A 23,138-nucleotide genomic window follows, 5' to 3' on the forward strand; every position below is an offset into this window, starting at 1 on the left:
TTATCCCTCGCTCTCTTCGTAGCTTAGGCTCGCGTCCATCTGCTTATGCGCAAGCACGATAGCGCAGATCATCGCCACGAGCAGCATCACGGCAGCAAGCTCGAAAATCGCCAGATATTTCGTAAAGATAATCATCCCAAGCGCCTCGGTATCGTCGGTGTTTAAAATTTTAAGTGTTTCTACGTTGTTTGCGACTACCGCGCCGAGCACGATAATCACGAGCAAAAATGCGATCACGCCGCTAAGCGCGAAAAATAGCCTTGCCCCCTTTTTCGGCTCGCTTACGTTTTTATCCGCGCCCAAAAACATCAGGGCAAAGCCGTAAAGCACGATCACGGCGCCAGTGTAGACTATGATCTGCACTACGCCCAAAAACTCCGCATCCAGCAAAAAGAAAAATCCGCTCATAAAGACCATGCCGCCGGCCAGCGCGCTAAGGGCGTAAAGGACGTTTTTGCTAAAAACGCTAATGCCGAAAAGCGCCAGGCAAACCGCGCTGAAAAAATAAAATGCAAGCGTTTGTATCATTGCTCCTCCCCCTGCGCTGAGGAATCCGGCGCGGAGCTTTGCGTGGAATTCTCGGCGTCCGCGGCGGAATTCTTTTTGGAATTTGTCTTAGATTTTTTACCTCGCGCGGCGGAACTCCCCGCGTCTTGTATGGCGGAATTTTCTTTAGAATTTTCCGCAGAATCGCCGTCCGTAGCAAGACCGCCCGTGGAATTCTCGACGTGCGGCGCAACCGAATTATCTTTAAAATTTTTACTTTGAGCGGCGGAATCGTCGGCGCTCTGCGGAGCGAAATTTTCTTTAGAATTCTCCGCCAAATTTTTACTATCCATAGCGGAATCTTCGGCGCTTTGAGAAGCGGGGTTTTCTTTGGAATTCCGCTGCGAATCAGGCGCGGAATTTTGAGCGTCCGTAACGGAATTTTCTTTAGAATTTTCGGCGTCCGCGGCGGAGCTTTCCTTTAAGCTTGCCCGCCCAACGTCTTGCCGCTCGATTAAAATTTCGCCGCTTAAGCCCGCGCCCTTTGAAAATAGAATTTTATCACTAGCGGCACCCTCTTTTTTAGAGCTTTCCGCGGCGCTTTTTAAATTTAAATCCGCGCTCTTTAAGTTTGGCTCGTCGCTTGCGGCGTCGCTTTTTATATAGGCGTTCGGCGTCACCTTGATCCGCGCGCCTGCGTTTTCATCCAAGCTGCCGTAGCCCGCAAACTCCTGCGCCGCGCCGTTTAAGCATAAATTTTCGCCTCGGATCAAAAGATCCTCTTTGAAGCCGTAATACGCTCGCTGTTCGCTCGCAAGCTCATATTCGCAGCCGTGCACGATAGCGATCTCGGGGCAGACGTCCGCGCAGAGCCCGCAATAGACGCAGCGCCCTAAATTTATCGAGTAGTTATCTACCTTTTTGCGGCCGTCGGCGCCGAGGCTGGTCTCCATCGCGATACAGTTTGCCACGCAGATCTTCTCGCACAAGCCACATCCGATGCAGCGTTCGCTGCCGCTTTCAAGCAGGCGCATAAGCTTGTGCACGCCGCGGTATCTAGGCGGCATGACAAATTTTTCCATAGGATATCGAAGCGTATGCGAGCCGCCGCGCTTAAACATATTTTTTAGAACAACCCACAGCCCCACGAAAAGCTCGCCGCTAAAGGTGCGGGCTAGGAATCTGCGAAGCTTATCGCCGCCGGATTTAATAGGGGCTCGTTTATCGATCTGGGCGTATCTTGCCATCGTACCCTCCTTAAACGATCGCTAGCGCGGTAATTAGCACGCAAGCAAGAGCTAACGGCATGCAGACTTTCCAGCAAAGCCCCATCAGCTGATCGGGGCGTAGATGCGGCCACGCCGCGCGCGCCCATAGGAAGCAGAAAAACACGAGGCTTGATTTTAACACCATCATAACACCGCCGGGGATAAACCAAAACGCGTTAAATCCGCCCAAAAACAGTAGCGTCGTAACGACGGAGTAGGTTATGATATTGGCGTACTCGCCGATAAAAAACATACCCCAACGCATGCCAGAATACGCCGTACCGGCGCCCGCTACGATCTCGGTTTCGTTTTCGGTAAGGCACAGCGGCGTGCGGTTACACTCGACGAAAGCGGCGATCAGAAATAGCGCGAAGCAGACGGGCTCTTTCCAGATAAACCACTTGTCAATACCGCCGCTTTGCGCGCTTACGATGTCTATAAGCGAGAGTGAGCCCGTGATCATCACGATAGGGATCAGGCTAAGCCCGTTTATCACCTCAAAGCAGGTAATCTGCAAAAACGCGCGAAACGCGCCTATAGTGCCCCATTTATTGTAGCTCGCGAGCCCTCCGATCAGCAGTCCGTAAACGCAGGTGCCGCTAGCTCCGAGTAGGAATAAAATTCCCACATTTATATCGCTTAAAATCGGCTGTATCGTCCGCCCGCCGATCGTAAACTCCGGTAGCAGCGGCACTACCGAAAGTGCCACGAAAGCTCCCGTAGCCGAGATTATCGGCGCGATTTTAAAAAGAAGCTTATTCGCCCGCGCAGGGATAGCGTCCTCTTTGGTAAAAAGCTTTATCATATCCGCGCCCACCTGCAAAAGTCCCGCAGGCCCGACCATAGAGGGTCCGATCCTGCGCTGCATAAAGGCAAGCACCTTACGCTCGGCATAGGTCGCAAGCCCTGAGAGCAGCGCGATGACGGCTAAAATCACGAGCGCCTTTAAGATGGTGGCTACGAAATAAAATGCACTATCGCTCATCTGCCCTCTCCTTTGGAATTTGAAATTTTCTCGATTTTTACGCTGACGTAGCGCGAGGTTTTGAAAAATATCTCGCCGCGCAATTTCTCATCAAAATACGGCAGATACGCCCCGCTAAAGCCTGGATCGATCTTTACGCTAGCGACGATTTCGCGCTTTAAGCTTACGAGCCCCTCTGCGCCGCTTTCGCTATTTTTATTACCGGAGGCATCGGCTTTACGAGCACCGTTTGCACGATCCGCTTTTTTTGCATGGCTAGCGCCGCTTTTATCGTTAGCGGCACTCATTTTGCCCGCGCCGTCTGATTGATAAATTTTAACGACGTCGCCTGCGCTCACGCCCAAGCTTTCGGCGATGCTAGGGCTTAGATACAGTGCGCCCGCTTCGCCCAGAGCGCTGCTTGCACCGCTAAATTTATTGAATTGATGCAGCGGATTTGCCTCATAGATTAAAATTTCGCCCTCGCCTGCTTTAAGCGGCACGGAAGGCGAAATTTCAAACTCCTCCTCGCTAGCGGCGAGCTCCTCGTTTCGCAGCTCATATCCGCGGTGGTTTGCGCCGCCGTTGTCGTAAAAATTTTCTAAATCGTCAAATTTAACCTGCTCAAAATCTGCGCCCAGGCTCGGCGTATAGCTGATCGCGTGTTCCGCGCAAATTCCCAGCGCACAGGCGATGTCGTTTAGCTCATATCCGCCGTAATCAAGCGCCGCATTCGTAGGCACTACGCGCTTGTCGTAGTTCGTAAACGTGCCCTCCTGCTGCACCAAGCTAGGCGCGTCCAGATCGGCTTCCAACACGCCGAAACTAATATCGCCCGCTTCGTTGTAGCCTAGCGTCTCGCCCGCACTCATTTGCGCACTAAGCTCACAGATGAGAGCGACGCCAAGGCTGTTCGTGCGCGGCGGCACCACTAGCACTTTTAGCGGCGTGTAGCGCTGCACCAAACCCGCTAGGCGCGCGAGCGCGGCGCTATTTGGCGTGCGGATAAAATCCTCGCCGATGATGAGCGAAAAACTCTCCTTTTTAGCCAAAAGCTCATCCACTTTCTGCTCGTCCAGCCCGAGCGCGCTGGCAAAATTTGAAATTTTACTTTCCGCGGGATTCTCGGAATTCTGTGTGGAATTTTTTGCGGGATTTTCAGCGCCATCCGCACTCGCTGAATCTTCGTCACCGCTGGCACTCGCAACGTTCTCGGCACCATTTGCCTCCGTAGAATTCCCATGATTTCGCGAACCCGCGGATTTCTCGTCTAAATTTTCCTTCGCCGCGGCGCGCGAAATTTCAAATTCCGCCGCGAGTTTCGCATCCAACCACCCAGGCAGATCGCGTCCGAATTTTTGCAAGATCCAAAGCAGGATCTGCGCCTCCAAGCCCGCGGCATGCGGTTGATGGATGAAATTTTTACTAAAGCCCTTAATGCCCTCGTCGCAAAACGGATGAAAATAGATCCCGCTTGCTTTATTTAGCTTGCAGGCGCTGTTTACCGCATAGCCTAGATTTGGAGCGTCGCTGCGCAAAAACGTGCCGCAAACGACGATGAAATCGCTGTTTTTAATCGTCTGTGAATCCGCATTATAAAATTTCGTGCCGCTAAGCTTAGAAAATTCGCGCAGGAATTTTTGATACGCAAGAGCTTCATCGTTAATCAGAGCGAGCTTAAATTTTTGCCGCAAAAGCTCTAAAATCCGCGCTTCTTCGTTGGTGATGAAGCTATTAAATTTGATATTTTTGATCTCGCCGTCCTCGATGCCGCGCACGATGCGGTTAAAAACCGCTTCGTTTTTGCTCGCTCGCTCGTTTGAAAAATCCCAGCCGAAGCGCGCTCCTGCATGCAGAACGCTAAAATTTATGTCGCTGCTAACGCGATAAATTTTTTCACGCGGCTCGCCTATGCCGCGGCGCTTCACCTCGTAATAAAGCAGTTCGCAGTCGCTGCTGTGCGGATTGGAAGCGGGGATTTGGCGCAGCTCCCAGGCGTTTGAAACGTATTTAAACGCGCGCTCTACCAGAGCCCCAGTCGGGCAGACCGCCGCGCTCTCGCCGTAGTTTACGCAATCATCATTTTCATTTACCCGCGCGATTAGGCTTTTTTGTAGCTTGTTCCACACGGCGTAGGCGTCTTTGGGCATCGCGTCCTTTTGCTCCTTGCTCGGCGCGTCTCCGCCGCGCGGGACGAGCTTAAACGCATCTACGCCCAGGCGGTCTTTCGCGGCGGTGATACAGCGCTCGCAAACGATGCAAAGGCTAGGATCGTAGCTCAAATAACCCCAATCCTGCACCTCGCGCGCCGTATCGCGGATAGCGTAGCTTTGAGCATTTGTGCGCATCAGATGGGCTAAATTTTGAAGCTCGCACTCGCCGCTTTGATCGCAAACCCCGCACGCCATCGGATGGTTGATACAATAAACCTGCGTAATCGCCTCGCGTTCGGCGTCGATCTCGGGGCTATGGCTGTAAACGACCATGCCGTCTTTGGCTTTGGCGTTGCAGCTATAGACGCGCTTGCTGTCCGCTTCGACCATACAAAGCCTGCATGCGAGCGTCGGCGTACCGCCGCTTAGATAACAAAGCGCAGGGATAAAAACGCCGCAGCGACGCGCGACCTGCAAGATGTACTCACCCTCGTCGCACTCGCAAGCTTTACCGTCGATCGTGATCTTTGCCATTTTAAACCTTAGAAATTTCTGCGAGTTCGAAATTATAACCGCCAAAGCCCTGCCCGCCCGAGCCCAAAAGCGCAATCGTGCCCTTTAGCTCCTCATCCAAAATAAATTCTTTTTCCAAATTTAAATGCGGCGTTTTGATGCGGACGCGATCGCCACCCTTGATCTTTGCGACCATGCAAAAATACCTTCCGCCGATGAGCCGCTCGTCCGCATCGTGTTTGAAAACCACGGCGCCGTCGAAATTCTCAGGCTCTTTAAGCGGGCTTAAATTTAACCGCTCTTGTGCGCCCAAGTCCGCTCGCTCGCCGCGTAAGCTTAAAATTTTAATCTCGAACTTCGCCGCTATGAGAGATATAAAGGCTTTGATATTTTCGGCATCGGGGTGAGTTTTAATGAGCGCATCGTCGATCAAAAGCGCGTCGCAGCCGCTTTGCAGAAACTCCGCGATCTGCTCGATCTCCTCCTCGCCCACGCTGCTTTCGCCGCTTAGATACTCTAGATCCAGATCCGCAAAATATGGCTCGTCGCAAAAACTAGCGCAGATTAACGCCAGCACGAAGCTTTGCGCGCCGATCTCGCATTTTATCAGCTCGCCTGGAAGATGCGGATCTTGCAGCGGCGATACGCTTAAAATTTCAGCGCTCTTAAAACCTTCTGCAAGCGCGGGATTTTGCAAGCTAAGCAGCGACGCGAAATTTAAAATTTTCATCCTCTCCCCTTTTTGGCGACGACCATCCAATCGACTTGGTTATATCGGATCGAGCTTAAAAGCGTGGAATTTAGCCCCTCCACCAGATCGGCGCTCTTTTGAACCGCGCTGAAATCGCCCATCTCAAACATAAAGATCATCGTCTCGCCGCGAGCGGAATTTTTTAAAATTTCGCCCATGCGGTTTAAAAATTTATCGCCCAGATGCCTCAAATCATAGCGCTTCATCGATCCACCTCGCCTAAGATAATATTAGTGCTGCCGATGATCGCCGCGGCGTCGGCAAGATACTGCCCCGGTAAAATTTCCTCATAGACCGCGCAATGCCAAAAGCTCGGCGTGCGGATCTTAAGGCGGTACGGGCGGCTTTCGCCCATCGAGCGGATATAAAATCCAAGCTCGCCCTTAGGACTCTCGCTCGCGGCGTAAATTTCGCCCACAGGCGGGCGCAAACCCTGCGTAACCAGCACGAAATGCTGCATCAGCGAGTAGTTTTGCGTCATGATCTGCTCTTTGCTAGGATTTACGTAAGCAGGGTCGATCGCTAAAATTTGCGGATCGCTCAGCGGATAGTGCTTCGCGCACTGGCGCAAAATTTTAAGGCTCTCGCGCATCTCCGCCATATAGCATTTATAACGCGCGTAGCAGTCGCCCTCGCTCGCATACGGCACGTCGAAATCAAGCTCGTCGTAGATGAGATAGGGCTCTTCTTTTCGGATATCCCACGCATGTCCGCTAGCGCGCAAGCTCACGCCGCTACAGCCGCAGCTAAGGGCATCTTCGTACGAGATCACGCCCACGCCCTCGGTTCGCATCAGCCAAATTCTATTGGTATCGAGCATATCTTCAAATTCTTTAATGTCGCTTGGGAATTCGTCGCAAAATTTCAACATCTCTTCTAGCCAACCGTTAGGCAGGTCCAAAAACACGCCGCCGATTTTGATATTATTGTGCGTAAGGCGCGCGCCGCAGTATTTTTCTATGAGATCAAGTATGTATTCGCGCGAGCGAAAACAGTAGAGAAATACCGTCATCGCACCGATATCAAGCGCGTGCGTCCCCAAAAACAGAAGGTGCGAGCTGATGCGATTAAGCTCAAGCAAGATTGTGCGGATGATCTGCGCACGGCGCGGCACTTCGATGCCGCAAAGCTTCTCGACCGCGGCGCAAAAGCCGTAGTTGTTCGAGCCCGATGCGACGTAATCGATGCGATCTGTTACGGGGACGAACTCCGCGTAGATCATATTTTCTGCCATCTTTTCGATGCCTCGGTGCATGTAGCCCACGCCGGGGCGGGCTCGCACGATGCGCTCGCCGTCAAGCTCCAGCACGAGCTTTAGCTGGCCGTGCGCGCTTGGATGCTGTGGACCGAAATTTAAGATCATATTCGCGCCCTCGCGCTCGTACTCGATGTTTTCGAAAAACGGTCTTAGCTTGCTTGGATTTTGCATTATTTTCTCTTTGTGATGATCTTGTAAATTCCGCGTTTAGCGCGTTTTACGAAGCGCACGCCGCCATCTTCTTGATATTCTTGTAAAATTTTCTCTTGCGGCCTAGGCTCGCCGTAACCGCTCTCGTGATAGAGCCGCGCGAAGTTAAAGGTATCTTTTTCGTTCACGAATGCGGAATTTCGGTTCTCTTCGCCGATCCGCTCGCGCGCGTCAGATCCAAAAATTTTATCCACCTCGTACCACTTGGCAAACTCGTCTCCTTGCAGCGGATAGGATTTTAAAAGCGGATGTCCGAACCAATCATCGGGCATTATTAGGCGCGCTAAATTTGGATGATTTTCAATCCAAACGCCCATCATATCGTATAGCTCGCGCTCCGCCCAGTTCGCGCTTTTGTAGATGCCCGCAGCGCTTTGTAAAAAGCTCTCGTTTGACACGAAGCACTTTAGCCGCGCACGGCGCGCTCTTTTGATATCCAAAAGCTGATAAAAAACCTCGATGCCGCCGCGAGCCTCGGTAAAATCCACGCCGCTTAGCTCGCATAAAATTTCATATCCCGCGCCCTTAAGCGTATGCAGCGCCGCTAAATTTTGCGCGGGCTCCACGTAGAGTACGAGAGTGTTAAATTCCACGTATGAGTTTAAAATTTGGACGCCTTCAAGCGCGTCTAGATCGTCTTCAAAATCGCTTTTGGCTACCTCCAACTTCGGCGTTTCTTCGGGAACGAAAAATCTGTCTTTGTAGTAATTTTTTTTACTCTGATCGCCTTTGGGATTAAATTTTCTCATCAGATCAGCCTTTTTGCCTTTTGTGCGCGGCGCGGGCTTTGAGAGCGGATCTTTTTTTGCAACACCATCATCGCAAACTGTAGCGTCTCGGGGCGAGGCGCGCATCCAGGCAGATAGATATCCACGGGCACTATGCGGTCGCAGCCTTGCACCGTCGCGTAGGTATTAAACATCCCTCCGGTATTGGCGCAGCTGCCCATGCTGATGACCCATTTGGGCTCGGGCATCGCGTCGTATAGGCGGCGCGTAAACTCGGCGTGCTTTTTGCTAAGCGTGCCTGCGATTATCATCACATCCGATTGCTTGGCGCTTGCGCGAAATATCGTGCCGAAGCGGTCAAAGTCAAATCTGCCCGCGCCCGCCGCCATCATCTCGATCGCACAGCAAGCAAGCCCGTACGTCATCGCCCACAAAGAGTTGCTCCTACCCCACGCAATTAGCTTATCGACGGTGGTAAGAACTACTGGAAGCCCGTTTTCGCGCGCATAGTTTATCTTATGCTCTGCCAATTTAGCGCTCCTTTTTTCCAGGCGTAGATGAAACCGATGCCTAATAATACGATGAAAAACGCCATCTCTACAAGCCCGAACACACCTAAAATTTTAAAATTTACCGCCCACGGAAACATAAAGATAATCTCGACGTCAAAAAGTATGAAAAGTACGGCTATCAAAAAAAAGTGGGAGTTCATTCGGTTGGGCTGCTTGACGGCTTCGGGGCCGCTTTCGTAAATTTCGCCCTTTAGCCGCTCGTCGCGCCTATCTGCTAAACGCGAGCCTACCAAAGAGGATAATTTAACGATGAGCGAAAAGACGCAAAAAGCCAGGATTAGCATTACGAATATTCCGAAATACGGGCTTTGCAGCGGAATTCTAGACATTTTTCGCCTCGATTTTAAAATTTAATGTGGATTGTAACGAAGTATTGATTTAATAAAGCTTAGCGCGCGCCACTAAATTCGCTTTTAAAATTAAAATTTATATACCTCGCCCGTACGATTTAGTGGGGATTAAGGCGCGTGTGGTAAAATTTCGCGGATTTTAAGGGAGAGCTATGAAATCTAGCAAGATAAGTCTCATTTTCTACGGCATATTCTGCGGCGTAACAATCTATTTTCTTATCTGGGGATTCGGTTTTATAGGAAGCGGCGATAAAACGCTATTTTTAGTTTCGGTATTTTTGGGCATCTTTATGGCCTTTAATATCGGCGGAAACGACGTGGCAAATTCCTTTGGCACCAGCGTCGGAAGCGGCACCCTTAGTATCGCGCAAGCCCTTTGTATCGCGGCGGTATTTGAAGCAAGCGGCGCGGTAATCGCAGGCGGCGAAGTAACTTCGACGATCCGCAGCGGCATAATCGATCTTAGCAAAATGGATGTGCATCCGAGAGACTTTATCTACGTAATGATGAGCGCGCTTTTTGCGGCAGGCGCGTGGCTGCTTTTTGCCAGCAGAAAGGGTTTGCCCGTATCCACTACTCATGCGATCATCGGCGGTATCGTGGGCTCGGGGCTTACGCTAGGCGCCCTGCTTAATACCGCAGAGGCTTCCGCATTGTGGCTCGTGCAGTGGGATAAGATCGGCAAAATAGCGATCTCTTGGGTGCTCTCGCCGATTTTGGGCGGAGTGATCTCCTTTGGAATTTTCTGGCTAATCAAACATTATATTTTGGATTACAACCGCTACGCTCAAATAAAGATCGACCGCATAAAGCGCGAAAAAAAATCTCTCCGCAAATTGCACAAAAAAACCTTCGAGACCCTGGACGACATTCAAAAGATCGCCTATGCAGAAGCGCTAAATCACGATATCTACGCTATGCGCGATCCAGATTTCGACCCAAGCGAGCTGGATAGCGAGTATTATAAAAAGGTGATCGAGCTTGACGCTAAAAAAGAGAAGCTCAAATCCCACAAGGCCCTAGAGTACGGGATCCCCGCCGTAGCCGGTATCGGAGCCTTCGTAATCTCGGCGATGCTGATATTTAAGGGGCTACATAATCTAAATTTCGGGCTTACGAATTTTTACAACTACCTCATCATCGGTATGTCGACGCTAATTACCTGGCTTTTGATGTTTATTTTCGCTAAAACCCTGCGCCGCTCAAATTTAAACAAATCCGCGTTTTTGATGTTTAGCTGGCTGCAGGTGCTCACCGCTAGCGGCTTTGCGTTTTCGCACGGCAGCAACGACATCGCAAACGCCGTGGGTCCGTTCGCCGCCATCATCGATACAATGGCTACGAATAGTATCAATCCCTCCACTCCCGTGCCGCAGCAGATTATGATAATGTTCGCAGTAGCCCTCATAGCGGGGCTTTGGTTCATCGGCAAAGAGGTAATCGCCACCGTAGGCACCAATCTTACAAAAATCCACCCCGCCTCTGGCTTTAGCGCCGAGCTCGCAAGCGCCATCGTCGTCATGGCGGCATCGGTGCTGGGGCTTCCGATCTCCTCGACCCACGTGCTAATCGGCGCGATTTTAGGAATCGGCTTGGTAAATCACAGCACGAACTGGTCGCTGATGAAGCCGATTGGGCTAGCGTGGATCATCACTCTGCCCGTCTCGGCGCTGCTTTCGGCGTTTGCATTCGTGCTTTTGCGCCACGTATTTTAGGCTAAATTTAAAGATCCGCTCCCCGAAATTTTAAAATTTCGCAAAATTCTACGCAGGCTAAATTTTAAAATTTTACGGTGCCGAAGCGAGTAAATTTTACAGCTCCTCTTGCGACGCGCTACAGCGCAAAACCAGCTCGTAGCGGCGCAGATCCCGCCTGCCGCCCTGTAAAATTTAATAAAATTTTAGCTACAATCGCCCTTTTAAATTTAGGAAAGCTATGAGTAAAATCGAAATTTTAAAATCGACTCTCCCCGTGATGATGGGCTACGTGCCGCTGGGGCTGGCGTTTGGCATCTACGGCATCAGCCAGGATCTGCCCGTATGGGCTCTGACGCTAACCTCGCTGCTTATATACGCAGGTAGCGTGGAGTTCGTGCTGATCGCATTCATCGCAACCCACGCCTCGCTCGTAGATACCTTCGTCGTGGCGTTTTTGCTAAATTTTCGCCATTTTTTCTACACGATGTCGCTGCTTGAGGAGCTGCGCTTCGTGCGTCATAAAATTTACGCCGTGTATGCCCTTACCGACGAAACCTTTGCGCTGCTAAAAGCGCGCGCGTTTTTGCGCCCCGAGGAGCTTAGCGGCGAGCGGCCCGTAACGCCGCAAAGACTAAAAGAGCTTGATCTGCTCTATAATCTAACGGCAGTTTTAAATCAATCCTACTGGGTTGCGGGCGTCGTTACGGGGGCTGTTTTGGGGGCAAGCTTAAAGCTTGATTTTAGCGGGGTCGAGTTTAGCCTGACGGCGCTTTTTGCGATGCTAACCTATGAGGTTTTCAAAGCAAATCCGCAATACAAAGTGCTATTTCTTGGCTTTGGTTGCGCGTTTGTGGGGCTTTTTATCTTTCCTGCAAAATACTTTTTATTCGGCACTCTGATTTTTGGCACTGCGGTATTGCTGCTCTTTCGTAAATACTTCGAGCGGTCTTCGCGCGCGGGACGCAAGCTGCAAAAATTCCTAAAAAGGGGTAGGTAGTGGAAATTTTACCCTATATCTTTCTAGCCTCGATCGCTACGATTTTGACGCGATTTTTACCGCTGCTTCTTTTTAAGAAGAAGACCGCGAGTTCAAATCTGGCGTATTTGCAAAAAAACTCCGGACTTTTGATAATGGTCGTTTTGACGATCTATGCACTTAAAACTATGCTGCCTAGCTTTTCGGGCGAGCGGGCTTTTAGCGCGGACGTGCTGCAAACGGCGGCGCTGCTACTTTGCCTGATTATGGCGTTTGGCGTACATGCTAAATTCCGCAACTCGCTCGTTACGATAGCACTTCCTACGCTAAGCTATATGGCGGTACTGCGCTTTTTATTGAATTATTGATAAATTTATAAGTTAGTTTTTGATAAACTTCAAAAGTTAATTTTTAAGTTTAAAAAAGGTTAAAGTTTTATGAATTTTATCAGTCAAATGGTGCATAGCTTCGCTAAAAAATATGCCGCCGAAACTATGCAAAAATCCCTATACAACTCCCTTAGAATCGACATCACGCAGGAAAATATCGCCAAAATTCCAAACCCAGATAAAAAATATATGCTCTACATGCATGTGCCCTTTTGCCACACGTTTTGCCCGTACTGCTCCTTTCACAAATACGCCTACGAGCGCGGTGCGTGCAAGGCATATTTCAGCGCGCTACGCACCGAGATGCAGCGCACGAAAGACGCGGGCTACGACTTTGAGACGCTTTACGTCGGCGGCGGCACGACGCTCATCGACGAAGAGGAGCTAGCGCGTACGCTGGAGCTTGCCAAGTCGCTTTTTAGCATTAAAGAGGTTTCGTGTGAGAGCGATCCCAACCACATCGAGCCTGAGAGCTTGCTGCGATTTCGCGGGCTCATAGACCGCCTAAGCGTGGGGGTTCAGAGCTTTGATGACGATATTTTACGCAAAGCTTCGCGCTACGACAAATTCGGCTCGGGCGAAATTCTGCAAGAAAAGCTATCCCGAGCGGTCGGAATTTTACCGATTTTAAGCCTGGATCTGATCTTTAACTTTCCGTTTCAAACGCGCGAAATTTTACTTCGCGACATTGAAGCAGCAAAGGCGGTAAAACCGGAGCAGATCACGCTGTATCCGCTGATGAAATCCCCTTTGATGCGCGATCAAATAGCACGAAGTCTCGGCGTTAGCAACATAGACCGCGAGGAGGAGTTCTACTCCATCATCTGCAAGGAATTTTCTAGCTGGCACCGCAGCAACGCATGGGCTTTCGCTCGCGAAAAATCAAATATCAACGACGAGTACGTAGGCACAAATCACGAATACGTAGGCATCGGAAGCGGTGCGTTTAGCTTTTTGGACGGCAGGCTGCTCGTAAATGCGTTCAACCTCGAAGAGTACGCAAGCAGAGTGCATAAAAACGAAAGCACCGTCATCGCTACCTGCGATTTTAGCAGATCCGAGCGCGCAAAATACCTCTTTTTGACCGAGCTTTTTAACGGCGAGATCAACATCGCTAAATTTAACGCCGCAAACGATTTAAGCCTGCGCCGCGAACTGGGCAGAGAGCTTAGCCTGCTAAGGCTAGCAGGAGCCGTGCGGATCGAGGGCGAGATCATCCGCACGACGGAATTCGGCGCGTATCTGTGCCTTGTTTTGATGAAGGAATTTTACACCGGCATGGACAAGGTGCGTGCGGCGTTCCGCGACGATGCCAAGATTAAGCGCGCAAAACAGCTCATCATTATGGACGAAAGCGAATCCGCCGCAACCGGCGCAGCAAAAGGCGAGATAGCGTCGTAAATTTTGTGCCAGACCGCTACTAGCGCTTGGACGCACCCGCGACTTAAGCGCAAATACCGTCTGGCATTTAAAACACAAACGAATTTTTGATTTCAAAATTTAGGAAACGCCGCAATGAAACGCAGAATGATCAAGCTATTCATTTTATTTCTGTTTTTTGTCCTTGTATTTGAGCTCGTCGGCAATCTTTTTAACTTCGGTCGCTTCCCATTTCATAAGAGCTGCGAGGCGTTTATGATGATAAACCGCCATATAACCGGTGATTCAAACGATAGGTGCATAATTCAGCTTATGGAGCAGGACAACAAAAGAGATCTTTCGCTATATTACTATAAAACTAAATTTAATCTTGAGGAGCCATTGTCTGAACTGGACGAAAAAGCTATAAAATTTTTAAATATTCCGAACTCGAAGATAATCACCGTAAATAAAGACGGCGTAGAAAAGAAATTTCTAATAAGCGATTAAATTTAAATAGCAAAGAAGCCCTGCTTCAATTGCAATATCAAAGCCTAACAAATCGAGAATTTTAAAATTTATAAAATTAAAGGAGGAAACAATGAGTAATCTAAAACTCATACAAAACTGGTACGCTTCCAAATGCGACGGAGAATGGGAGCATGAATATGGCCTTACGCTGGAGACGGTCGATAACCCGGGCTGGTGGATCGAAATCGATGGCGAGAGCGGGAAAAAGCCGATCAAAATAAATATCGATAGAGATGACGAGGATTGGTTTTTCATCAATGCCACGGAAAACGAACTCAAAGGAAGTTGCGGAGCCGAGAATTTAGAGGAATTATTGGAATACGTGGTAAAATGGCTAACGGATTAAAATTTGGCGGGAGTATTATGAAAGAGCTATATAAAATTTATCTGAAAGATAGTAAAAAGAGCTTCGTAGCTACCGGAAATACTACTCATTACGATGGCAATAAAATTCTGCCGCAGCCGTTTGCTTTAAGCATTGTTCAATATAACGGCGGCAGCGGATTTTATCTGTTCTATCTCGACGAATCGGGGAAAGAGCAAACCGATACCTATCATGAAAGTATAGAGGATGCGTTTAAGCAGGCTGAATTTGAATTCGGCGTAAAGAAAGAGGATTGGAAAAATTTAAATTAAGCAAGGCAGATAAAGGAGCTCAGATGATCGAAGTCGAGATAAAAAACGAATCTTGCAAAAAGACCGAAGTTACGCTTGCAAATATCGAAATTGTTAAGGATGCCGTAAAGGAATTCGCCTATAAAAGCTTTAAGGGCAGCTATCTGTTTTTTGATATTTACGGCGAGATAGACAGGGATTTTCGCGTGCTTGGAGCAATCGGTGAAGGAGATGAAAACAATATCCGAAAAATAGATCTTAAAAAATATGAAAAAAGCTCCGTAGGCGCCACCAACATATCGCAAGATATACAGGGCGCGAAATTCTGCACCTACTTCAAGCTGGATCAAAGTGAAATTTTAAAGCAAATATTATATTATATAGCCTATGAAAGATTTGAAGGCGGCTATTACGCAAAGGGTAAATTTATAGGCAAAAACAGCGGCGATCTTGTTTTTATAGGCATCTGCGGCGATGTAAAAAATTGCGCCGAAATAAAGAGCGTCGATTTAGATGAAATAATAAAAAGTATGCCTAAACTCTCGGAATCAAATAATTTTTATATTAGCGAGTTTATATGAGATCAATTAAACAGATCGATGAGGTAAATTTATATCGCCAACCGATTAAATTTAAAAAGGAGATACTATGAAATTTAAAATTTTAAAACCGAATGAACTATACGGCTGGGTTTTTAACAAAGATGAAGAACTTTATAAGGCTTTAGGATTTGATTGCTGGATGGATTCGTTTATTCGCATATTAGCTCAAATTCCCGGTACCAGAAAAAAAGATATTTTGGATTACATTGAATATGAAATCTTTGATTGGTACGAATGGTTTGAACTACATTGGATTATCCAAAGCGACTATAAGCTAGCGGACGAAGATAATCCTGAAATTTCAGCCTATCCGACATACGCGGGAGAGTATTTCGGAGTAATGGGTCAGCTGTTTTTAGGGGGTATGATAGACTTCGGCATAGAGGGCGAAAATTTAAGAAAGAAATGGGCTGACTTCGATACGAATTTATCCAAGATCGATCTAGGTATGTCGCTTTATGAGAAGTGGGTCTATTTTAGAGATAATTTCTTTTTTGGGTATAAATTTTTAGAGGAGGAGAACATAACTCCCAAAGCAGAGATAACTTGGAAGAATCCCGATACCTGGAGTAGATTTAGCCACTGGATATGTATGACTAAGGCGGGCAAAGAGTATCGTGATAAAATTTTAAAGCCGAGGCTTTATGAGAAGTATAAGGATGTGGTTATAGAGGTGTAATTTAGTGATTACAAATAACGAAAATTTATTATGGACATATTTAATCTAGCAAGCAAAAGGGGCTTATATGACTATCTTACCAATATCAACCTTCGACAATGATTTACAAAGAGGCGATATTATAAAATTTAACGACGATGAGCTTATGGTCTGCGATGAGCGATGTTTCTGGACAAAAAATCCTTGCCTTTTAAATTTAAAAGATACCAGATATTTTGAGCTTTCGGATGAGATGCTATCAAGCAAAGCGGGATTTGTCGTGGACAAGGAGCAATTGATTCGTAATTTAGCAAATTTCGGTATCAATGCAAGCCCCCAGGAGGTATTTATATGCTCCGATAATTACCTTAGTAGCGATGAATTAGAAGATTACAAAGAAGATTGCGACGAAACAATCCCTGGTTTCAGACTGACAAAACCTAGGGATAAATTCGGACGCAATAGACGCATAAAGACAAATTTGATAGAAAAGCTTAGTATTCCTCTCTTGAAATTCCTCGGAAAGATAAAGGTCGGAGATATTATCGAATGTAGAAAATCCTGCTATCCATACGAGAAAAATGTAAGCTTTATCGTAGTAAAAGCAAAAGACGATGATGGAGTAAATTTTATAAAATTGATCGTAATTAGCGGCTACAAGGCGGGCTTATGGGTTTTGCCGTTTTTATTTAAAACAGATAAAAATATGGTAGAAGCAGACTGGCTAATTAAAAATTGGAAATATATTTTTTATAGATGCTGTGATATAAGGCACACTACGTAAATTTGCAAAACCGAAAAGAAATTTTAAATTTTACCGATAAGCAGTTGGAAAATTTTATAAAAATTAAGCGAAAGAGATTTAAATTTAAAAATAAGAAGTGATATAATGCCTCGCCAATCGATATTATCAATATATACGGGAAGAATACACACAAGGAGAAAATATGGTTAAAGTATTAAAATTTATAATTTGTGCCGTAGTAGTTTTGTTATTATTTATAATTTATAAAAGTACTTTGTGTGCAAAGTGCGATTATACGTTTTTTGTAGAGGAAAGGCTTATGGGTAGATTATTGATAGCAATCGATACAAATGATATAAATTTAGTAAGATATATTGCTGCTGAAGGTAGAGTTTGCAAGCAAGCCAATGTCCATAATAGAGCGCTTAAAGAATTAAGAAGAATGGAATCGGAAAATAATAGAACTAATGAGTAAACCGAGTTTTGCGGAACATAAAAAGAGATATGAAAGAAGCGAAATTTACAAGACGGCTTTCTTGCTTTACTTTTACGCGCTCATCTGTTACCACTCTACTTCCCGATACTTCGCCGTTTTGTAAAATTTCAGACGTAGCGCTAATTTATGCGCGCATCTAAATACCGCATGGAATTCTAAAACTCCGCGTAAAATTTTAAAATTTCAAATCCTTTACATCTTGCTAAATTTCTAAATTTTACAGTTTCAAATTTCGCAGACTAAACTCCGCATAAGATTATCGTATAAAGCCAACATGCCGAGCGCGTGACAAACAAACCTCTAAATTCCGTCGCGCGCCCGCTTTGGTGCAAGCAGCTGTCTTGCACGAGAGGGCGCTTTGCGCGCAGCTTTAGACTACGCAGGCGGCAGCGCGAAGCAACAGGAAGCAGCTAGCTATGCGGCGAAATTTACGCCAAAGTCTCGCCGCGAGCTTTATTTAAGCACCTTACCCAAAATCCCCGCACCTTTGCCGACGGCGCTGCCGCGAAGCGCGCTTTCTTTTTCCCTCATCACCGCAAATAGCCCGTCCAGCGTCTTTTGCGTTATGTAATCATTCAAATCCTCGCCCTGCTTAGGCAGATACTCGCTCGCGCCCAGCCCGCGCGCGATGTTTTGCACCGCTTCATTGCCCGCGATCTTGTTTTGCGCGAAGGAATTTAGACCGTTATACGCCGTCGCAAAGCTGTTTTTGCTCATCATGTCGCTTACGATCGGTCTGAAAACCGCCCGCAGCTTCGCGCCAGATTTGCTCTGCAAATACTCGCTAAGCGCGGTATTTCCGCCGCCGATGAGCTTTTTAACGTCGGCATCGCTCATAGATTTCAGATCTTGCAAAAATATCTTGCTCGCACCGCTAACCGCCTTGGTAGCGGCATCGTTCATACTCATGACGAGCTGCTGCTCCCATTTATCGCCGCCCACCTTTTTCGCAAGCTTCGCAGCTGCCTTCAGTGAAGCAGGAAGCTCGATTTTAGCGGTCTTGCTGTGGATGTAGCCCTTGGCGAGCTCGCTTGCGGCGCGATTCGTAGCCGAGGCAAGCAGGTCTTTATAGTTTTCGCTCCTAGTCACACCGAGCGCGTCCGCGCCCTGCTTTAGGATATCCGTTACGTCCGCATGCGCGAGCGACAGCGATGCGGCGGCGAGTAAAACCATAAATTTTTTCATATTGCAACCTTTGGATAAAATTTGCGCCATTATGCCAAACTGCGGTAAACGCTCAGCCCGTGCTCGGTTTAAATTTTCGCGCTGCACGAGCGATTTAAGATAAAATTTTAGGTTAAATTTGAAAGCGGATTCGAGGCTAAATTTAAACGCAGAATTTCAAAGCTAAATTTAACGGGCGGAATTTACCTGCCAATTTAAAGATAAAATTTGAATGCGGCGGTCTTTGTCGTGCTTGCGACTAAATTTTAAAAGTAGCACTACGACGACGAGCTAAAATTTTAAAACCGCATTGCGCCTGAGTGCCATTTAAAATTTACACAGCGCGCAAGATACCAACGCAAACCGCGCAGAGCGAATTATGTCGAGAAGCTCGCATATCCTATCCTCCGTGCAAACGATTGGAATTTTATCAAAGCAGCCAAAAAGCTCGCCGCAAATTTAAAGAGTTTAAATTTAAAAGCGAGCTCCCGTTTTAGGCAAGATAAGCAAGCTTAAACCAGACCTTGATCCAGCATCGCGTCGGCTACGCGGCGAAAGCCCGCGATATTAGAGCCCAGCACGAGATTGCCCTCCGCGCCGAATTCCTTCGAGGTCTCGTAGCTGGTGCGAAATATGTGACGCATGATCTCGCGCAGCTTGCTATCGACCTCCTCGAAGCTCCACGACGCCATCTGCGCGTTTTGCGCCATCTCAAGCCCGCTCGTAGCCACGCCGCCCGCATTCGCTGCCTTCGCAGGACCGAAAAGAAGGTCCTTTTGTGCGAGCATAAAATCGACCGCCTCGAGCGTGCTGGGCATATTCGCGCCCTCGCAAACCATGCGGCATCCGTTGGCGTAAAGAGTTCGCGCATCGTCCAGATTAAGCTCGTTTTGCGTAGCGCTCGGAAATGCCGCGTCGCACGGCACGCTCCACACGCCGTTGCGGCCTGCGGGATAGGCGCTTACGGGGGTAAATTTTGCGCCGGGGCGCTCCTTGGTATATTCGCAAAGCCCTACGCGCAGCTGCTCTTTTAGTTTTTTAAGAAGCGCCACGTCTATTCCATCGGCGTCATAGATAAAGCCCGTAGAATCGCTTACTGTAACGGGCTTAGCCTGCATCTGATAGAGCTTTTCGGCGGTGTAGATCGCGACATTGCCGGCGCCCGAGATCGTGCAAATTTTGCCGTGCAGAGAATTACCTCTGGTAGCGAGCATCTCGTTTGCAAAATACACGGAGCCGTAGCCCGTAGCTTCAGTGCGCGCAAGGCTGCCGCCCCAACTTAGCCCCTTGCCCGTAAGCGCGCCGTCGAATCTGCGGGTGAGCTTTTTATACGCGCCGTACATATAGCCGATCTCGCGACCGCCCACGCCGATGTCGCCTGCGGGCACGTCGGTATTGGAGCTGATTAGGCGGTGAAGTTCCAACATAAAAGCTTGGCAAAATCTCATAATCTCGCCGTCGCTCTTGCCCTTGGGATCGAAATTTGCGCCCCCTTTTGCGCCGCCGATATTAAGGCCGGTGAGGGAATTTTTAAAAATTTGCTCAAACCCTAAAAATTTTAAAACGCCCAAATTTACGCTCGGATGAAAGCGCAGGCCGCCTTTGTAAGGGCCCAGAGCGGAGTTGAACTCTATGCGATATCCCGTATGCACGCAAGGCTCGCCGCCGTCGCTCATATAGACGACGCGAAACATCATCGTGCGCTCGGGCGCCAAAATGCGCTCTAAAATTTTATTTTTCACATACCTCTCATCGCGCTTTAGAAGCGGTATGAGCGAGTATAAAATTTCGGTCGATGCCTGGATAAAGACCTCCTGACCGGGATTGGCACGCTTTAAATTTAGCAGCAAGCCGTCGATGTAAGATTTCATAGTTCCTCCTTTTGAACCGGATTAAATTTTAATTTTTTGGCTTTGGCGATAAATTTTTTCAGCGCCAGCTCCTCGCGGACGCCGATCTTATAACCAATAAATTTCAGATAATTTAAAATTTCGCGCTCTTTTATGCCGCGCGAAAGGGCGTAGCTTTGCAGGATATATCTTGGAATTTTAATGCGCGAACATAAAAATTTCGTCGCCATGCGTGAGTAGGCTTTATCATTTTTCACGCAGCACAGCCGCCCGAAAACGAAAGGTAGGCCCGTGCGCTGCTGCCAAATTTCGCCCAGATCGTAGAATTTATCCCTGCCTTGCGAAAGCAGCGCCTTTAGAGCGTTATCGCCGATCAGCACCTCGCCGCTAAGATCCAGTACGCGGGCTAGCATATTTGAGCTCATCGACGCGGGATCGAGCCTGAGTGCCGAGTTTTTGCGCACGAGCACGCTTAGCACTTCCCGCTTTGCGACGATTCCAAGAGGCAGCCTGCGGTATTTTGCGCGGCGGCTTTCGATGCTCGAGATCACCGCGGCATCTATGCGCCTATAATAAAGATCGGCGCAAAGTTTGCTCGGCACCCCTTTTTTTAATTCTATCGATTTTTTAACGTAAGACGGCAGCGGAAGGGATTTTAAAAATACGTGAAAAGGGAGCAAATTTAGATAATCGATTTTGCCTAATAACATGACTTTCTCCGAATTTAGCGCAAAAAAGAGGTCAAATTCCGGCGCTAAATCGGAATTTGACCAAAAATTTTAAAGTTTATTTGACCTCGGTGATCGGGATGGATTTGTATTTGCTAAACTCCACTATGCCCTCACCTTTTTTGAAGTGGATGCTCACTCCGTCTTTGTTCTCCATATAGATGCCGTCGGCGGCGCGTTCGCGCTTGAGGTTGTAGCTTTTGCCGCTATCGTCCTCTAGCACGGCGGTATTGAAATCGTCGTTTGAACTAAGCGATAGTTTTTTGCCCTGCTCATCGACAAAATAGAAGGTCTTTGCGTTCTCTTTGGTTATGGTTTTTTCGCTCTGTGCTTGCTTATTCATAGCGCTGTCCGGGGATTGGCGGAGCTGGTTTGAGCCGCATCCTAGCAAAACTAACGCCAAAGCGGCGCACGATAGAACTTTAAACATATTTTTCCTTTAAATTGAGGTTGCACTCGTTGATGAGTGATTTTCGGATATCCCAAAGCTTTTGAGAGAGGTCCACTTTGTAGCTCTGCGGATGGACGTTGCGAAGGTGCTCAAGCCAAAATTTACTCTTCTGCTCCTTGCTAAAACGCGCTATCTCGCTTACCGTGCGGCGCATACCTACGAATTTGCCCTCCTTGAAAACGGGGCGTAAGAGCTTATGCGCGCTGAAATTCGTTAAAATTTTGCGTTTGTAGGTGTAAAGCGGATGGAAAATTTCAAGCGGCGCGCTCTCGTCTATACTCTCGCCCTCAAGCGTGATCAGATCGGCAAGCGCCATGCCGTTATCTTTGTCGTAGAGTCTAAAGACCTGTTTGTAGCCAGGATTATTGATCTTGCGCGGATCGTTTGAAATTTTGATCTTAGCCACGATCTCGCCATCTTTTTCGATACCGCTTAGCTTATACACGCCGCCTAAACTCGAACTGTCTCCGCCGGTAATAAGCCTCGTGCCGATCCCCCAGCTATCGATTTTAGCCTCAAAAAGCTTGAGCTGATCGATCGCGTATTCGTCTAGATCATTCGACGCGGTGATCTTTGCGTCATTAAAGCCCGCCGCATCGAGCATCTTACGCGCCTGCTTGGTTAGATACTCCAGATCGCCCGAATCGATGCGGATTCCAAGCGGCTTATGACCGCTTGCGCGCAGCTCTTCAAAAACCTTGATCGCATTCGGCACGCCGCTTGCAAGAGTATCGTAGGTATCGACGAGCAGAAGCGTGCTGTTTGGATAAATTTTAGCGTAAGCGCGAAACGCCTCCAGCTCGCTATCAAAGCTCTGAATCCACGAGTGCGAGTGAGTGCCGATCGCAGGCACGCCGAATTTCTTTGCAGCGAGCACGTTTGACGTAGCGCTGCAGCCGCCTATAATCGCGGCCTTTGCGCCGTAGATGCCCGCACTTCGCCCCTGCGCGCGGCGCAAGCCAAACTCCATCACCAAATCACCTTTGGCGCTAAAGTTTATACGCGAGCTTTTCGTGGCGACTAGAGTTTGAAAATTTATAGTGTTTAAAATCGCCGTCTCGATTAGCTGTGCCTCCATGATATTGGCCTTCACGCGGATTAGCGGCTCATGCGCGAACACCACTTCGCCCTCGTCCATCGCGTAAATTTCTCCGCTAAATTTAAAGCCTCTTAAAAATTCTAAAAATTCTGGCCTGAAAAAATTTAGACTTTTTAGATATGCGATGTCGTCGTCGCTAAATTTAAGATTTTCGATATAATCCACGACCTCGCTTAGGCCGCAAAATATCGCGTAACCGCCGCCGCTTGGAGGCTTGCGAAAATACACGTCGAATACCGCGACTTCGTCTTTTTTGGCGAAAAAATATCCTTGCATCATGCTAAGTTGGTAAAAATCTGTAAGAAGGGCTAGGTTTTGCATAAAAATCCTCGATAAATTTATCTAGCCGCCCCGCGTCAGAGGCGGACTGAAATTTCAAGCGGCGCTTCCGTCCTCTCCGCCGTCAGCAGCGGAGCGTATCGAGCGCTTCGCCGATACTTCCAAACGGACGCGCGCTAAAACACGGCGTGCGGTAAAATTTTACCGAGCCGCGGTGCGCCGTGACGAGCCGTCATCTTCAAGGAC

The 23,138-nt window shown here is 48.2% G+C and carries 26 protein-coding genes; 11 read left to right on the forward strand and 15 right to left on the reverse strand.

All coding sequences use genetic code 11. The features are described 5' to 3' along the window. From Q0393_RS03305 to Q0393_RS03350, 10 genes are read right to left on the reverse strand one after another with little or no spacing between them, the layout of a single operon-like run. Positions 1-528, reverse strand: coding sequence for an NADH-quinone oxidoreductase subunit J (locus Q0393_RS03305; RefSeq protein WP_297900582.1), 528 nt, complete (start codon positions 526-528; stop codon positions 1-3). Then, complete coding sequence (gene nuoI / locus Q0393_RS10740; RefSeq protein WP_367179167.1) at positions 525-1,733, reverse strand: NADH-quinone oxidoreductase subunit NuoI; 1,209 nt, start codon at positions 1,731-1,733, stop codon at positions 525-527. Before nuoI ends, Q0393_RS03305 begins: the two co-directional genes overlap by 4 nt. A gap of 10 nt (positions 1,734-1,743) precedes the next feature. Next, on the reverse strand, positions 1,744-2,739 hold the full coding sequence (gene nuoH / locus Q0393_RS03315) for an NADH-quinone oxidoreductase subunit NuoH (protein WP_298977893.1): 996 nt from the start codon (positions 2,737-2,739) through the stop codon (positions 1,744-1,746). Next, complete coding sequence (locus Q0393_RS03320; RefSeq protein WP_298977894.1) at positions 2,736-5,405, reverse strand: NADH-quinone oxidoreductase subunit G; 2,670 nt, start codon at positions 5,403-5,405, stop codon at positions 2,736-2,738. The genes nuoH and Q0393_RS03320 overlap by 4 nt, the downstream gene beginning before the upstream one ends. A gap of 1 nt (position 5,406) precedes the next feature. Then, positions 5,407-6,114 (reverse strand): hypothetical protein, encoded by a 708-nt coding sequence (locus Q0393_RS03325; RefSeq protein ID WP_298977895.1) that lies wholly within the window; start codon positions 6,112-6,114, stop codon positions 5,407-5,409. Beyond that, on the reverse strand, positions 6,111-6,341 hold the full coding sequence (locus Q0393_RS03330) for an NADH-ubiquinone oxidoreductase subunit E family protein (protein ID WP_177386790.1): 231 nt from the start codon (positions 6,339-6,341) through the stop codon (positions 6,111-6,113). The genes Q0393_RS03325 and Q0393_RS03330 overlap by 4 nt, the downstream gene beginning before the upstream one ends. Next, positions 6,338-7,564, reverse strand: a complete 1,227-nt coding sequence (gene nuoD, locus Q0393_RS03335; RefSeq protein ID WP_298977896.1) for an NADH dehydrogenase (quinone) subunit D — start codon at positions 7,562-7,564, stop codon at positions 6,338-6,340. The genes Q0393_RS03330 and nuoD overlap by 4 nt, the downstream gene beginning before the upstream one ends. Beyond that, on the reverse strand, positions 7,564-8,352 hold the full coding sequence (locus Q0393_RS03340) for an NADH-quinone oxidoreductase subunit C (protein WP_298977897.1): 789 nt from the start codon (positions 8,350-8,352) through the stop codon (positions 7,564-7,566). The genes nuoD and Q0393_RS03340 overlap by 1 nt, the downstream gene beginning before the upstream one ends. After that, positions 8,352-8,861 carry an NADH-quinone oxidoreductase subunit B family protein gene (locus tag Q0393_RS03345; protein WP_298977898.1) on the reverse strand — a complete coding sequence of 170 codons (510 nt, stop codon included), beginning with the start codon at positions 8,859-8,861 and terminating at the stop codon, positions 8,352-8,354. Before Q0393_RS03345 ends, Q0393_RS03340 begins: the two co-directional genes overlap by 1 nt. Beyond that, positions 8,843-9,232: an NAD(P)H-quinone oxidoreductase subunit 3 gene (locus Q0393_RS03350; protein ID WP_005869774.1), complete on the reverse strand. Its 390-nt coding sequence runs from the start codon at positions 9,230-9,232 to the stop codon at positions 8,843-8,845. The genes Q0393_RS03345 and Q0393_RS03350 overlap by 19 nt, the downstream gene beginning before the upstream one ends. A 173-nt stretch (positions 9,233-9,405) precedes the next feature. Between Q0393_RS03350 and Q0393_RS03355 the strand changes: the two genes are divergently transcribed. From Q0393_RS03355 to Q0393_RS03405, 11 genes are all read left to right on the forward strand, one after another. Then, positions 9,406-10,968 carry an inorganic phosphate transporter gene (locus tag Q0393_RS03355; RefSeq protein ID WP_298977900.1) on the forward strand — a complete coding sequence of 521 codons (1,563 nt, stop codon included), beginning with the start codon at positions 9,406-9,408 and terminating at the stop codon, positions 10,966-10,968. A gap of 220 nt (positions 10,969-11,188) precedes the next feature. Next, positions 11,189-11,947, forward strand: a complete 759-nt coding sequence (locus Q0393_RS03360; RefSeq protein ID WP_298977901.1) for an AzlC family ABC transporter permease — start codon at positions 11,189-11,191, stop codon at positions 11,945-11,947. Next, positions 11,947-12,294, forward strand: a complete 348-nt coding sequence (locus Q0393_RS03365; RefSeq protein ID WP_298977903.1) for an AzlD domain-containing protein — start codon at positions 11,947-11,949, stop codon at positions 12,292-12,294. The genes Q0393_RS03360 and Q0393_RS03365 overlap by 1 nt, the downstream gene beginning before the upstream one ends. Before the next feature lie 69 nt (positions 12,295-12,363). Further along, positions 12,364-13,716: a coproporphyrinogen III oxidase family protein gene (locus Q0393_RS03370; RefSeq protein ID WP_298977905.1), complete on the forward strand. Its 1,353-nt coding sequence runs from the start codon at positions 12,364-12,366 to the stop codon at positions 13,714-13,716. A gap of 114 nt (positions 13,717-13,830) precedes the next feature. Further along, entirely contained in the window at positions 13,831-14,184 is a 354-nt protein-coding gene (locus Q0393_RS03375) for a hypothetical protein (protein WP_298977907.1), read from the forward strand. Positions 14,185-14,275: 91 nt separating this feature from the next. Next, positions 14,276-14,551 carry an Imm53 family immunity protein gene (locus Q0393_RS03380; protein WP_177388176.1) on the forward strand — a complete coding sequence of 92 codons (276 nt, stop codon included), beginning with the start codon at positions 14,276-14,278 and terminating at the stop codon, positions 14,549-14,551. Positions 14,552-14,568: 17 nt separating this feature from the next. Further along, entirely contained in the window at positions 14,569-14,841 is a 273-nt protein-coding gene (locus Q0393_RS03385; protein WP_298977909.1) for a hypothetical protein, read from the forward strand. Between the two features lie 23 nt (positions 14,842-14,864). Further along, positions 14,865-15,401: a hypothetical protein gene (locus Q0393_RS03390; protein ID WP_298977911.1), complete on the forward strand. Its 537-nt coding sequence runs from the start codon at positions 14,865-14,867 to the stop codon at positions 15,399-15,401. A gap of 67 nt (positions 15,402-15,468) precedes the next feature. After that, positions 15,469-16,101 (forward strand): hypothetical protein, encoded by a 633-nt coding sequence (locus tag Q0393_RS03395; RefSeq protein ID WP_298977913.1) that lies wholly within the window; start codon positions 15,469-15,471, stop codon positions 16,099-16,101. Positions 16,102-16,168: 67 nt separating this feature from the next. Then, positions 16,169-16,864, forward strand: coding sequence for an Imm45 family immunity protein (gene imm45, locus Q0393_RS03400; protein ID WP_298977915.1), 696 nt, complete (start codon positions 16,169-16,171; stop codon positions 16,862-16,864). Between the two features lie 163 nt (positions 16,865-17,027). Beyond that, positions 17,028-17,300 carry a hypothetical protein gene (locus Q0393_RS03405; RefSeq protein WP_298977917.1) on the forward strand — a complete coding sequence of 91 codons (273 nt, stop codon included), beginning with the start codon at positions 17,028-17,030 and terminating at the stop codon, positions 17,298-17,300. 474 nt (positions 17,301-17,774) lie between these two features. On the opposite strand, the gene Q0393_RS03410 is transcribed toward Q0393_RS03405, so the two are convergent. From Q0393_RS03410 to Q0393_RS03430, 5 genes are all read right to left on the reverse strand, one after another. Continuing rightward, positions 17,775-18,506: a DUF4197 domain-containing protein gene (locus Q0393_RS03410; protein ID WP_298977919.1), complete on the reverse strand. Its 732-nt coding sequence runs from the start codon at positions 18,504-18,506 to the stop codon at positions 17,775-17,777. Positions 18,507-18,997: 491 nt separating this feature from the next. Further along, complete coding sequence (gene gdhA / locus Q0393_RS03415) at positions 18,998-20,356, reverse strand: NADP-specific glutamate dehydrogenase (RefSeq protein ID WP_298977921.1); 1,359 nt, start codon at positions 20,354-20,356, stop codon at positions 18,998-19,000. After that, entirely contained in the window at positions 20,353-21,045 is a 693-nt protein-coding gene (locus Q0393_RS03420) for an MqnA/MqnD/SBP family protein (RefSeq protein ID WP_298977923.1), read from the reverse strand. The genes gdhA and Q0393_RS03420 overlap by 4 nt, the downstream gene beginning before the upstream one ends. Before the next feature lie 76 nt (positions 21,046-21,121). Continuing rightward, entirely contained in the window at positions 21,122-21,493 is a 372-nt protein-coding gene (locus Q0393_RS03425; protein WP_298023340.1) for a hypothetical protein, read from the reverse strand. Beyond that, the gene (locus Q0393_RS03430; protein WP_298977925.1) at positions 21,486-22,934 is read right to left on the reverse strand and encodes a nicotinate phosphoribosyltransferase; all 1,449 of its coding nucleotides are present in this window, start codon (positions 22,932-22,934) and stop codon (positions 21,486-21,488) included. The genes Q0393_RS03425 and Q0393_RS03430 overlap by 8 nt, the downstream gene beginning before the upstream one ends. Between the last annotated feature and the right edge of the window lie 204 nt (positions 22,935-23,138).

It is taken from the genome of uncultured Campylobacter sp., assembly GCF_938015785.1.
Classification (GTDB): domain Bacteria; phylum Campylobacterota; class Campylobacteria; order Campylobacterales; family Campylobacteraceae; genus Campylobacter_B.